The organism is Streptomyces blastmyceticus, assembly GCF_039521185.1.
Classification (GTDB): Bacteria; Actinomycetota; Actinomycetes; order Streptomycetales; family Streptomycetaceae; genus Streptomyces; species Streptomyces blastmyceticus.
The window spans coordinates 98,433-112,355 of record NZ_BAAABW010000026.1; the positions used below are offsets into that span (position 1 = coordinate 98,433).

The 13,923-nt window shown below is 72.5% G+C and carries 3 protein-coding genes and 1 pseudogene; all 4 read right to left on the reverse strand.

The genetic code is table 11. The annotated features are described in order from the left end of the window. Positions 1-181: 181 nt before the first annotated feature. Positions 182-1,372 carry a cytochrome P450 gene (locus ABD269_RS23150; protein WP_344120610.1) on the reverse strand — a complete coding sequence of 397 codons (1,191 nt, stop codon included), beginning with the start codon at positions 1,370-1,372 and terminating at the stop codon, positions 182-184. Between the two features lie 79 nt (positions 1,373-1,451). Then, positions 1,452-2,300, reverse strand: coding sequence for a thioesterase domain-containing protein (locus ABD269_RS35410; protein WP_425572983.1), 849 nt, complete (start codon positions 2,298-2,300; stop codon positions 1,452-1,454). 99 nt (positions 2,301-2,399) lie between these two features. Further along, positions 2,400-8,546, reverse strand: a pseudogene (locus tag ABD269_RS23155) (SDR family NAD(P)-dependent oxidoreductase); the annotation flags it as partial. Further along, positions 8,543-13,903: an SDR family NAD(P)-dependent oxidoreductase gene (locus tag ABD269_RS23160; protein WP_344120614.1), complete on the reverse strand. Its 5,361-nt coding sequence runs from the start codon at positions 13,901-13,903 to the stop codon at positions 8,543-8,545. The gene ABD269_RS23160 and the pseudogene ABD269_RS23155, both read right to left, overlap by 4 nt. Between the last annotated feature and the right edge of the window lie 20 nt (positions 13,904-13,923).

Here is a 13,923-nt window from a genome sequence, read left to right on the forward strand (position 1 = left end):
GCGTCGACACTCACGTCTGACCCGTTATCAAAGGCCATCCTGCTCAAGACTGACTGTGGGTTTCCCTAAAGCACGTTGCCCGTACGCACGGCCTCGATCGCGTGGCGGGCGCGAGGTGTGCGTACGGGCAACGTCCCGGACGGCGCGGTGGAGGCCGCCGCCGGGCACGGGGAGGTGCGGTCTACCAGGCCACGGGCAGCTCGGTGAGGCCGCCGGAGAGCCGGCCGTCCAGCAGCCGCAGCTCGTCCACCGGACGTACCAGGTGCAGGTCGGGCAGGCGGGTGAACAGCTTGGTGAAGACCGTCTTCAGCTCGATGCGCGCCAGGGGGGCGCCGATGCAGTGCCAGATGCCATGGGCCAGGGTCATGTGCGGGTTGGGGGACCTGGTGATGTCGAACCGCTCCGGTTCGGCGTAGGCCCGCTCGTCGAAGTTGGAGAGGCTGAAGTCGAACAGGACCAGGTCCCCGGACCGGATGGTCACCCCGCCGATCTCGACGTCCTCGGAGGCGTAGCGCGGCAGGACCGACCCGCCGGCCTTGGCCGCCCGCAGCACTTCCTCCACGGCGAGCGTCATCAGGTCCGGGTCGGCCAGTGCCGCCGCGCGCTGCTCGGGGTGGGCGCTCAGGAGCACCACGCCGTCGTCCATGATCGTGACGACGCTGTCCAGACCGGCGAACAGCAGGCCCACCGCCAGCGGTGCCACGCGCGCCTCGGGCAGCCCTCCCTCGCTCAGCCGGGTCATGATGTCGTCGCCGGGCGTGGCCCGCTTCTGCTCGACGAGCCCTTCGATGAACGCGAAGAGGTCGCGCTGTCCGCGCTCCACGCTCTCGCGGTCGTTGAGCAGGGCCATCTGGGACAGCAGCGTCGTCAGCTGTTCGCGGCTCTCCACGGGGATGCCGATGATGTCGCAGAGGACCGTCAGGGCGACCGGTGTGGAGACGCCGCCGTGCAGGTCGCCGGGCGACCCCTGGGCGATGAAACGGTCGAGTACGGCGTCCACGACCCCTTCCACCTGCGGCTGCATGTCGCGCACCCGCCTGGCGGAGAACATCGGCGTGAGCAGCCGGCGGTACTCGGTGTGCGTCTGGCGTCCGGCCTCGGCGTCGGTGTCGGTGATCATCAGGTCCAGGTACGCGCTCCTGACGTACCGAGGCGCGTTCGCCGGGTCGGGGTGGGAGCGGCCGATCCGCTCGTCGTGCAGCAGTTGCTTGAGCTCGGCGTGGCGGGTCACCAGCCACCCCTCGTCCCCGGCGGGGGTGCGCACCCGGCAGACCGGCCCCTGTTCCTGCAGGTCGCGCAGCAGCGGGCTCACCGTCAACAAGGCAGGCGTCTCAAGGCTGAGGGAGGGAAGTTCCTGGGGGGAAGCGGTCATGGAAGGTTTTGCCTTTCACGCATGGGTCGGAACTGATCACTCGTCGGTCGGGGGAACGACGTGCGTCGCCGCGGTGCTGTCACGCTCCGCCGAGGGAGCCGAGCCAGTCCTCCACGGTCTCCGCGGTCGGTGCGGCGTGCTCCTTGACGATGGAGAAGTGGTCGGCGTCGACCGTGCGGACGCAGGCCGACGGGATCAGCGCGGGCGTCTCCTCGCCGCCCGGGCCGTCGGACCCGGCCGCGGCGGGCTCGAGACCGGCAACCTGCCTCCCCGCCTGGAGGGTCAGCACGGGAGCGGTCGTGTGCTGCACGTCGAGTCCCTTGAGCAGGCTCATCCACCAGCCCATCGCGGACAGCCTGGAGTTGGTCATCCGCACCGGGGAGACCTCGTCGACCGTGAAGAAATGCCGTATCAAGCCGTGGTAGTCGTGCTCCTCGCTGTCTCCTTCGTTGTCGTGCCGGATGCTGAGGGTGTCCAGCAGCACCACGGCCGCGGGCCTGATGCCCCACGTGCTCTCCAGCAGGCACGCGGCCGCGTAGGCGAACGCTCCGGCGGAGGAGTGTCCGACCAGGACGAAGGGCTCGCCGTCGCTCGCGCGCAGCGCGCTTTCCGCGATGACCCTGGCCGCGCTCTCGGCCGTGGCGGGCAGCCGCTCCCCCGCGGCGAAGCCGATCAGCGGCAGGGCGCTGACGTGCCGCCTGCCCCGGAACGACGCGGCGAACCTGGCGTACTCGTGGACGCCGCCATTGGCGGTGGGCGTGCTGACGCAGATCAGCCGGGGCCTGCCGGGGCCCTCGGCGAGCGTGGTGGCCAGCGGCAGGTCCTCCAGCTCGGCCGTGCTCTCGAAGGTCGGGCGGATGCCGCCCAGGGCCTTCACCATGAGCCTGGCCTCCAGGATCCTGCCTCTTTCCACCGCGTCGAGGAACATCCGCTCCAGCGAGTCCACTTCCTGCCCGGCGGCCGGGCCCCCGGGCGCCGCGCCGGACGGGGAGCCGTCCGGGCCCGGCCGTGCGGCGAGTTCGCTGCGCAGCCACGTGGCGAGGTTCTCGGGGGTCCGGTTGTCGAAGACCACGGTGGCGGGCAGCTGCAGCCCGGTGGCCGCGGCGATCCTGTTGCGGAGCTCGACCGCGGTCAGGGAGTCGAAGCCCAGCTCGAAGAAGTCCCGGTGGACCTCGATGCCCTGGTCCGACGCGTGCCCCAGCACGGCCGCGGCCTCGCCCCGCACCAAGTCGGTCACGAGGCGGGCGCGCTCGCCCTCGCCCAGTTCCGCCAACTGCCGGGCGAACTGCTGCGCCGTGCCGGCACCGGTGGCCGCGGCGGCGGCGCGGCGGCCGGTTTTGACCAGGCCCCGCAGTACGGGCGGTACGGGTCCTGCGACCCGTACCGGCCCGGAGGCGCGGCCGAGCGCGACGAGGTGAGCCGCGTCGCACGCCCCCGCCGCGTCGAGCAGGGCCAGCCCCTGCTCGACGGAGAGGGGCGACGCCCCGTACGAGGCGATGCGCTGCATGTCCGCCTCGGACAGCGCGGCCGTCATTCCGCTGCCCTGTGCCCACGCGCCCCACGCCAGGGACTGGGCGGGCAGGCCCTGTGCGCGGCGGTGGTGGGCCAGGGCGTCGAGGAAGACGTTGCCCGCCGCGTAGTTGCCCTGGCCCGGAGTGCCCATGACGCCGGAGACGGACGAGAACAGCACGAACGCGGCCAGGTCGAGGTTCTTGGTGGCCTCGTGCAGATGCCATGCGCCGTCCACCTTCGGGCGCAGCACACCCGACACCCGCTCGGCGTTCAGCGAGGTCACCACGCCGTCGTCGAGGACGCCGGCGGTGTGGATCACCGCGGTCAGCGGGTGCTCGGCCGGGACCGAGGCCACGAGCTCTGCCACCGCCTCACGGTCCGCCACATCGCAGGCGACCACACTGACTTCGGCGCCGCAGCCGGTCAACTCGTCGCGCAGCTCGGACACGCCCGGTGCCTCCGGGCCGCTCCGGCTCACCAGCAGCAGGTGCTTCACACCGCGTTCGGTCACGAGGTGACGCGCCAGCTCACGGCCCAGACCACCCGTGCCTCCGGTGATCATGACGGTGCCGTCCGCGGCCCAGGTGCGCGGCATGGTCAGCACGATCTTGCCGATGTGCTGGGCCCGGCTCATGTGGCGGAACGCCTCAGGAGCCCGCCGCACGTCCCACGTCGCGACCGGCAGCAGGCGCAGCGCGCCGGCGGCGAACAGCTCCAGCAGCTCGGACAGCAGCTCCTGGGTCCGATCGGGTCCGGCCTCGCCGAGGTCGAAGGCGCGGTAGCGGACGGCGGCGACCGACTCCGGGTCACGGATGTCGGTCTTGCCCATCTCCAGGAAGCGCCCCCCGGGAGCGGTCAACCGCAGTGAGGCGTCGACGAATTCACCGGCGAGGGCGTTGAGCACCACGTCGACGCCACGGCCGTCCGTGACCTCCATGAACCGCTGCTCGAAATCGGTGGTGCGGGACGACGCGATGTGATCGTCCGGGACGCCGAGTCCGCGCAGGGTGTCCCACTTGCCCTCGCTCGCCGTGGCGAACACCTCGGCACCGAGGTGACGGGCCAGCTGGATCGCCGCCATGCCGACGCCACCCGCACCGGCATGAACGAGGATCCGCTCGCCGGGTTTCAGGGCCGCGAGGTCCTTCAGGGCGTACAGGGAGGTCAGGAAGACCAGCGGCACCGACGCGGCCTGGGCGGACGACCAGCCGTCAGGGATCCTGGCGAGGAGCCGCTCGTCGCACACGGCCACCGGGCCGAAGCCACCGAACATCATGCCCAGCACCCGGTCACCCACGCGCAGTCCACGCACTTCCGGACCGATCTCGGTCACCACACCGGCGCCCTCGGCACCCAGCAGCCCGGCTTCACCCGGATACATGCCCAGGGCGTTGAGCACATCGCGGAAGTTCATACCCGCGGCCTGGACCTCGATCCGCACCTGCCCCGGCCCGAGCGGCTCCAGGACTTCCGGGGACGGTGCGAGCACCAGCTTGTCCAGGCTCCCCTTGGCGCTGGAGTCCAGCCGCCACGGCACCCCGGCAGGCGGCAGAAGCCCCGCACCGCCGCCCAGCGAACCCAGCCGCGCCACCCGCACGGCACCGTCGCGCACCACGAACTCCGCGTCATCGGCGGCCAGCAGGCCCGGCAGGAGCGGGAGCGCGGCCGGGAGGTCACCCTTCTCGGTGTCCAGCAGCACGAACCGGCCCGGATTCTCCGACTGCGCCGACCGCACCAGACCCCACACCGCGCCCGCGGCCAAGTCCCGTACGGTCTCGCCCTCGTCGGCCGCGACGGCACCGCAGGTGACGAACACCAGCCGCGAGTCCGCGAACCGCCCGTCGGCCGACCAGGACTGGACCAGGTCCAGGACCCGGGCCGTCAGCCCGTGGGTGGCGGCGGGCACGTCGTCGCCCGTACCGGACACGGGAACCAGCACCAGGTCCTCGTGGCCCGTGAGGTCCGTCAGGGAGGCGACCGACGCGCCCGCGCCGAGCCCGTCGGCGCCCAGGACCACGCACCGGACCCCGGTGGGCGGCACCTCGGGAGCGGGCACCCAGTCCAGCGACAGCAGCATGTCGTACTCCGCGCTGCGTGGCGCGGACGCCGGGGCCACCGCTCCCGATGTGCCGCGCAGAATCAGGGCCTCCGCCGACAGCACGGGCGCGCCTTCGACGTCGACGGCCGCGAGGGACACGCGGTCGTCGCCGGTCTTCGTGACCCGGGCCCGAACGGTCGAGGCACCGCCCGCGTGCAGCGACACGCCCTGCCACGCGAACGGCATGAGGAGCTGGCCCTCGTCGCCGACACCGGCCATGCGGTGGGACTGGATCACCGCGTCCAGCAGCGCCGGGTGGAGCCCGAACGACGCGGCCTCACCGGCGACGTCGCCCGGCAGCACGGCTTCGAGGAAGACCTCGTCCCCGCGCTGCCAGACCGAGCGCAGGCCCTGGAACGCGGGGCCGTAGCCGGTCCCCTCGTAGAAGCCCTCCAGGTCCACGGCCACCGCGTCCGGCGGCGGCCACGCCTGCGAACCGAAGTCCTCGATCCGCTCCCCGCCGGCCAGCGTGCCGTTGGCGTGCTGGATCCACGGTCCGTCGGGCGTGCCGTCGGCGCACGAGTGCACGGAGATCGTGCGGACGCCCGCCTCGTCGGGGGCACCGACCAGCACCTGGACCAGTGCGGCACCCTCCTCCGGCAGCACGAGGGGGGTGAGGAGGACGAACTCCTCGACCCTGTCGCACCCGACCTGGTCACCGGCGCGCATGGCCAGTTCCAGGAAGCCGGTCGCCGGGAACAGGACGTTCCCGCCGATGGCGTGGTCGGTGAGCCACGGGTGGGTCTGGAGCGACAGCCTGCCCGTGAACACCACTTCGCCGGAGTCCGCAAGAGCGAGCATCGCGCCCAGCAGCGGGTGTTCGGCGGGCAGCAGACCCGCGCCGGTCACGTCCCCGGTGAGCGCGGCGGGCCTGGGCCAGAAGCGCTCGTGCTGGAAGGGGTAGGTGGGCAGGTCGGTGCGGCGGGCGCCGGTGCCAGCGAAGAGCCCGGCCCAGTCCACCTCGACACCCGCGACGTGGAGCCGCGCGAGGGCGGTGAGGAGGGCGGTCTCCTCGGGCCGGTCCTTGCGGAGGGCCGGTACGGCCTCGGAGGTGTCGTCCAGGCTGTGCTGGGCCATCGCCGTCAGGACACCATCCGGACCCAACTCCAGGAATACCGAGGCACCTTCGGACGTCAGAGCGCGTATACCGTCGGCGAAACGGACGGTCTCACGGACGTGGCGGACCCAGTACTCCGCCGAGCACACCAGCTCATCGTCAGCGAGCTCGCCGGTCACATTCGAAACAATCGGAAGCTGCGGAGCCCCGTAGGACAGGCCCTCCGCGACCCGGCGGAATTCATCCAGCATCGGATCCATCAACGGCGAGTGGAAAGCGTGGCTCACCGACAGACGCTGCGTCTTACGACCCTCGGCCGCGAACTCCTCCGCAATACGCAGCACTCCGGCCTCATCACCGGCGATGACAACCGACTCGGGGCCATTGACAGCGGCGATCGACACGCCTTCCACCAGCCGGGCGGCAACCTCCCCTTCCCCAGCCTGAACAGCGACCATCGCACCACCCGCAGGAAGCGCGTTCATCAACCGCGCCCGCGCCCCCACAAGACGGCAGGCATCCTCCAGGGAGAACACCCCCGCCACATGAGCCGCCGCGATCTCACCGATCGAATGCCCCGCCACGAAGTCCGGGCGAACACCCCACGACTCCACCAACCGGAACAACGCCACCTCGACAGCAAACAGAGCAGGCTGAGTGAACCCGGTATCGTTCAACCGCTCCGCATCGGAGAACATCACCTCACGCACATCACCGTCGAAATGCGCCAGCACCGCGTCCAAAGCCTCAGCGAACACCGGGAAACGACCATACAACTCCCGGCCCATCCCCACCCGCTGCGCACCCTGCCCCGAGAACAGCACCGCGAGATTCCCGGACCTGTCCCCGGCCGATCCGCGCGCGACCTCGACGGTCCCGTCGCCCTCGGCCAGCAGGACCACGCGGTGTTCGAGGTGTGCGCGGGAGGTCGCCAGCGAGAAGCCGACGTCGAGCGGGGAAGAGCCCGTCAGCGCGCGGATCCGCTCCAGCTGCGCGGCCAGCGCCTCCTCGGACTTCGCCGAGACGGGCCACGGCACGGCCGACAGCGAGGTCCTCGGCCCGCCCTCGTCCCCGGCGCCGGGCTCCTCGGGGGCCGGGGCCTGCTCGATGATGGCGTGGGCGTTGGTGCCGCTGATCCCGAACGCCGAGACACCCGCGCGCCGCGGCCGGTCGGTCTCCGGCCACTTCTGAGGTTCCGTCAGCAGCTCCACCGCGCCGGCCGACCAGTCGACGTGCGAGGACGGCGCGTCCACGTGCAGCGTCTTCGGCAGGACGCCGTGCCGCATCGCCAGGATCACCTTGATGATGCCCGCGACGCCGGCCGCCGCCTGTGTGTGGCCGATGTTCGACTTGATCGACCCGAGCCACAGCGGCCGCTCGGGGTCCCGGTCCCGGCCGTACGTGGCGAGCAGCGCCTGCGCCTCGATCGGGTCGCCGAGTGTGGTGCCCGTGCCGTGCGCCTCGACCGCGTCCACCTCGGACGCCGACAGCCCGGCGCTCGCCAGCGCCTGCTGGATCACCCGCTGCTGGGAAGGGCCGTTGGGGGCGGTCAGGCCGTTGGAGGCGCCGTCCTGGTTGACCGCGGAGCCGCGGACGACCGCCAGGATCTCGTGCCCGTTGCGGCGGGCGTCGGAGAGCCGCTCCAGGACGAGGACGCCCACGCCCTCGGACCAGCTGGTGCCGTCGGCGGAGTCCGCGAACGCCTTGCAGCGGCCGTCCGCCGCCAGGCCGCCCTGTCGGCTGAATCCGGCGAAGCTCATCGGGGTCGAAAGGACCGTCACGCCGCCGGCCAGCGCGAGCGAGCACTCGCCGTTGCGCAGCGCGTGGGCCGCCAAGTGCAGCGAGACGAGCGAGGACGAGCACGCGGTGTCGACGGTGACCGCCGGGCCCTCCAGGCCGAAGCTGTACGAGAGCCGGCCGGAGAGGACGCTGCCCGCGAGTCCGGTGCTGCCGTGCGCCTCGACGTCCTCGCGGGAGTTCATCACGACGCCGACGTAGTCGACGCCGTTCGTGCCGATGAAGACGCCGGTCTCGCTGCCCCGCAGGGACACGGGGTCGATGCCGGCGCCCTCCAGCGCCTCCCAGGAGCTCTCCAGCAGCAGCCGCTGCTGCGGGTCCGTCGCCACGGCCTCGCGCGGGGAGATGCCGAAGAAGTCGGCGTCGAAGGCGGTGGCGTCGACGAAGCCGCCCTCGGCCGGCGCGCTGCCGCCGCTTCCGTCCCCGTTGAGGAGGCCTAGGTTCCAGCCCCGGTCCGTGGGGAACGCCGAGATGCCGTCCCGTCCGTCGTCCAGCAATTGCCAGAGCTCTTCCGGCGAACGCACCCCGCCCGGCAGCCGGCAGGACATCCCCACGACGGCGATGGGCTCCTGCTTGCCGGACTCGGCCTCCAGCAGCCGTTGGCGGGTCTGGTGCAGATCGGCCGTGACCCACTTCAGGTAGTCAACGAGCTTTTTGTCGTTCGACATGACGAGAGAAACCTTCCCTGTGAATATGGAGGCCGGATTCAGCGATCGCTGTGACGGCCGAGCTCGTTGTCGATGAAGGCGAAGATCTCATCGGTGCTGGCGGTTTCGATCCGCTCGGCGACTTCGGCGCCGGCGTCCTCCGCTTCGGTCCCCCGCCACTTCTCCAGCATCTGGAACAGACGGCCGGCGACGGCGGCCCGGGTGCGGGCATCCGGCTCGCCCGCGGCGAGCACGGAGTCGATCCGTTCGAGTTCCGCGAGGAGTGCGGGGCCCGCGTCGGCCGCGGCCTCGTCCACGAGCTGCGAGACGAGGTGTTCGGCGAGTGCGGTGGGGTTGGGGTAGTCGAAGACGAGGGTCGCGGACAGCCGCAGCCCCGTGACCGCGGTCAGCCGGTTGCGCAGCTCGACGGCGGTCAGCGAGTCGAACCCCAGGTCCCGGAACTCCTTCCGCGCGTCGACGGCCTTCGCCGACGCGTGCCCCAGCACGGCGGCCGCCTCCGTCCGCACCAGATCCACCACAGAGCGCACGCGCTCGTCGGGCCGCGCCTCGCGCAGCCGGCGGCCGAGCGTCGCGGCCGCTTCGGCGCCACCCGCGGAGCTCGCGGCCGTGCGGCGGGCGCCCTTGACGAGGCCCCGCAGCAGCGGCGGTACCTCGCCGCGGACCCGGGTGCCCGGGGCGACGGGGCCGATCGGGACGACGTACGCCTCGTCCGACGCGATGGCGGCGTCGAACAGCGCCAGGCCCTGCTCGACCGACAGCGGCGGCACGCCGGACGCCGCGATGCGCTGCATGTCCGCCTCGGACAGGGTGCCCGTCATGCCGTCGGCCTGCGCCCACGCTCCCCAGGCCAGCGACTGCGCGGGCAGGCCGAGTGCCGCACGGTGCCGGGCGAGCGCGTCGAGGAAGACGTTGCCTGCGGCGTAATTGCCCTGGCCCGCGCCGCCCATGACGCCCGAGGCCGACGAGAAGACGACGAACGCGCCGAGGTCCGTCTCCCGGGTGAGCTCGTGCAGGTGCCAGGCGGCGTCGACCTTCGGCCGCAGCACGCCCGACAGCCGCTCGGCGGACAGCGACGTGACCACGCCGTCGTCCAGCACACCGGCCGTGTGGACGACCGCGGCCAGCGGGCGCTCCAGGGCGGCCAGCAGCCGCGCGGCCGCGGCACGGTCGGCGACGTCGCACGCCTCGACCACCACCTCGGCGCCGAGCGCGGTCAGCTCGTCGCGCAGCTCCGCCGCGCCCGGGGCCGCCGCGCCCCGGCGGCTCACCAGCGTCAGGTGCCGCACGCCGCGCTCGGCCACCAGATGCCGGGCCAGCACACCGCCCAGGCCCCCCGTACCGCCCGTGATCAGCACCGTGCCGTCCGCGTTCCACCCGGGGGCGGCGGCCTGGGCGTCGGCCCGTTCGGGCAGCCGGGCCAGCCGGGCCACGCACACGGCGCCGTCGCGCACGGCGAACTGGGCGTCGCCCGAGGCCAGCAGGCCCGGCAGGGCCGGCAGAAGGGCCGGTACGTCCGCGTCCTCGGCGTCCACCAGGACGAACCGGTCCGGGTGCTCCGACTGCGCCGACCCCACCAGACCCCACACCGCGGCGCCGGCCGGATCGCCGCCGGACACCGCTCCGTTCGTCACGAACACCAGCCGCGAGTCGGCGAACCGCTCCCCCGCGAGCCACTCCTGCACCAACTCCAGGACGCGTGCCGTCAGCCCGTGCACCGCGCCCGGGACGTCGCCGCCCGCACCCGACACCGGGACCACGACCAGATCCGGGACGTCCGTCAGCGACGCAGGACCGTCCGCGCCGAGCGTGACGCTCCGGACCTCGCCGGAAGGAGCCCGTACCTCGGGGGCCGCCACCCACTCCAGGCGCAGCAGCGCGCCCCGCTCCGCTCCGTCGCGGCGCGCGGAGACGGCCGTCCGGGCGCCGAGGACCAGCGAGTCCGCCGACAGGACGGGCGCGCCCGCGAGGTCCGCCACGGCGACGGAGAACGCGTCGTCGCCGGTCTTCGCGACGCGTATCCGCACCGCTGGAGCGCCACTGGCATGCAGCGAGACGCCTGCCCACGACGCCGGTGCGAGGTCCGCGGCGGGCCCGGCCGCCTGGGTGACCGCCTCCAGCAGCGCGGGGTGCAGCCCGAAGGCCCCGGCGTCGTCCGCCTGGCCCGGGAGCGCCGCCTCGGCGAACGTCTCGTCGCCGCGGGTCCAGACCGCGCGCAGGGTCCGGAACACCGGGCCGTGCCCGGTGCCCTCGGCGAGGTCCTCCGGGTCCACGGCCACGGCTCCGCTCGGCGGCCACACGGACGCGTCGAACTCGGCTGTTCTCTCACCGGAGTTCAGGACACCCTTGGCGTGCTCCGTCCACGCCTGGTCCACGGAGTCGGCGATCTGCGAGTGGACGCTCACCTTGCGCGCACCCGCCGCGTCGGGGGCACCGGCCCACACCTGGAGGAGCACGGCGCCTTCCTCGGGCAGCACGAGGGGCTCGCCGAAGGTGAGTTCGTCGACCCGGTCGCAGCCGACCTGGTCGCCCACCCGGATGGCCAGTTCGAGGAATCCGGCGGCGGGGAAGACGGGCACGCCGTCCACCACGTGGTCGAGCAGCCAGGGGTGCGTCCACGCCGACAGCCTGCTCGTGAACAGCATGCCGCCGGAGCCCGCGGGCGACACCGCCGCGCCCAGCAGCGGGTGTTCCGCGGGTATCAGACCGGCGGCGGACACATCGCCCGCCGGGGCCGCCGGCTTCGGCCAGTACCGCTCGTGCTGGAACGCGTACGTGGGGACGTCCACGCGGCGGGCGCCCGTGCCCGCAAACCACGCGGCCCAGTCGACTCCGACACCGACGACGTGGAGCCGCGCGAGGGCGGTGAGGAGGGCGGTTTCCTCGGGGCGGTCCTTGCGGAGGGCCGGTACGGCCACGGAGGTGTCATCCAGGCTGTGCTGAGCCATCGCCGTCAGCACACCATCCGGACCCAACTCCAGGAAGACCGAAGCGCCTTCGAAGGCCAGAGCACGTATACCGTCGGCGAAACGGACGGTCTCCCGCACATGCCGGACCCAGTACTCCGCCGAGCACACCAGCTCTTCGCCAGCGAGCTCGCCCGTCACATTCGAAACCATCGGAAGCTGCGGAGCCTGGAACGAAATGCCTTCGGCGACCCGGCGGAATTCATCCAGCATCGGATCCATCAACGGCGAATGGAAAGCATGGCTCACCGACAGACGCTGCGTCTTACGACCCTCGGCGGCAAACTCCTCCGCAATACGCAGCACTTCGATCTCATCACCGGCGATGACAACCGACTCGGGGCCATTGACGGCGGCGATCGACACACCGTCCACCAGCCGCGCGACAACCTCCCCTTCTCCGGCCTGAACGGCGACCATCGCACCACCTGCAGGAAGCGCGTTCATCAATCGCGCCCGCGCCCCCACCAGACGGCAGGCATCCTCCAACGAGAACACCCCCGCCACATGCGCCGCCGCGATCTCACCGATCGAATGCCCCGCGACAAAGTCCGGGCGAACACCCCACGACTCCACCAACCGGAACAACGCCACCTCGACAGCAAACAGAGCAGGCTGAGTGAACCCCGTCCCGTTCAACCGCTCCACATCAAAGAACATCACCTCACGCACATCACCATCGAAATGCGCCAGCACCGCATCCAAAGCCTCAGCGAACACCGGGAAACGGCCGTACAACTCCCGGCCCATCCCCACCCGCTGCGCACCCTGCCCCGAGAACAGCACCGCGAGCGAACGTCCCGTGCTCGCGCGTCCCCGGGCCGCCTCGACCGGACCTCCGTCGGGCCCGCCGACGAGCAGCACGGCGCGGTGCTCGAACACCGACCGTCCGGTGGCCAGCGAGAAGCCCATGTCGGTCGGCGAAAGCGACCCTGCCGGTGACGGGAGCCTCTCGACCTGGGCCGTCAGGGCCTCCTCGGACTTCGCCGAGACGAGCCACGGCACGACGCCGGGCGGGGCCGCCGGGGCCTCTGCCGGCTCCTCGGCGGGCTCCGCCTGCTCCAGGATCACGTGGGCGTTGGTGCCGCTGATCCCGAAGGACGACACCCCGGCGCGCCACGGCCGGTCGACGTCCGGCCACGCCCGCGGCTCCGTGAGCAGTTCCACCGCGCCTGCCGACCAGTCGACGTGCGAGGACGGCGCGTCCACGTGCAGGGTGCCGGGCAGCACTCCGTGCCGCATCGCCATGACGGTCTTGATGACGCCCGCGACGCCGGCGGCCGCTTGGGCGTGGCCGAGGTTGGACTTCACCGACCCGAGCAGCAGCGGCCGTTCGGGGTCGCGCCCCTGCCCGTAGGTGTCGAGCAGGGCCCGGGCCTCGATCGGGTCGCCGAGCGGGGTGCCGGTGCCGTGGCCCTCGACGGCGTCCACGTCCTGCGCGGAGAGCCCCGCGGCGGCCAGGGCCTGCCGGATCACCCGCTGTTGGGCCCGCCCGTTGGGGGCGGTGAAGCCGTTGGAGGCGCCGTCCTGGTTGACCGCCGAGCCCTTCACCAGGGCGAGGACGGGGTGCCCGTTGCGGCGGGCGTCGGAGAGCCGTTCGACGAGGAGGACGCCCACGCCCTCGGACCAGCCGGTGCCGTCGGCCGCGTCGGAGTAGGCCTTGCAGCGGCCGTCCGACGCGAGCCCGCCCTGCCGGCTGAACTCGATCAGGGACCCGGGGGACGACATGACGTTCACTCCGCCGACCAGCGCCAGCGAGCACTCGCCGGCGCGGAGGGCGTGGGCCGCCGTGTGCAGGGCCACGAGCGAGGAGGAGCACGCCGTGTCGACGGTCACCGCCGGGCCCTCCAGGCCCAGGGTGTAGGAGAGCCGTCCGGAGGTGGCGCTGGCGGCGATGCCGGTGCCGATGTCGCCGGTGGCGTCGGCGAGTGAGCGCACGAGCAGGTAGGCGTAGTCCTGTCCGTTCGTTCCGACGAAGACGCCGGTGCCGCTGCCGCGCAGGGACGCCGGGTCGATGCCGGCGCGCTCGATCGCCTCCCAGGAGGTCTCCAGCAGCAGCCGCTGCTGGGGGTCCATGGTGACGGCCTCGCGCGGCGAGATCCCGAAGAATCCCGCGTCGAAGCCGGCGGCGCTGTCGAGGAAGCCGCCTTCCTGGCTGACGGTGTTGCCGCGCTTGTCGACCCCGGCCTCCCGCAGGGCGGCGAGGTCCCAGCCGCGGTCGGTGGGGAAGCCGGAGATCGCGTCCTTGCCGGCGGCCAGGAGCTCCCACAGGTCCTCGGGCGAGTTCACGCCTCCGGGGTACCGGCAGCCCATCGCCACGATCGCGATCGGCTCCGTGGCCGCGGCGACGAGCTTGTGGTTCTGCCGGCGCAGGTGCTCGGCTTCCTTCAGGGAGGTGCGGAGAGCTTCGACTACTTTTTCGCTGGGCGTGGTCATGTTCCGCTCTTTCCGCTCCG

Coding starts and splice junctions, on each gene's coding strand:
- ABD269_RS23160 (WP_344120614.1), bottom strand. CDS start 13,903: ATGACCACGCCCAGCGAAAAAGTAGTCGAAGCTCTCCGCACCTCCCTG.
- ABD269_RS23150 (WP_344120610.1), bottom strand. CDS start 1,372: ATGACCGCTTCCCCCCAGGAACTTCCCTCCCTCAGCCTTGAGACGCCT.
- ABD269_RS35410 (WP_425572983.1), bottom strand. CDS start 2,300: ATGTTCCTCGACGCGGTGGAAAGAGGCAGGATCCTGGAGGCCAGGCTC.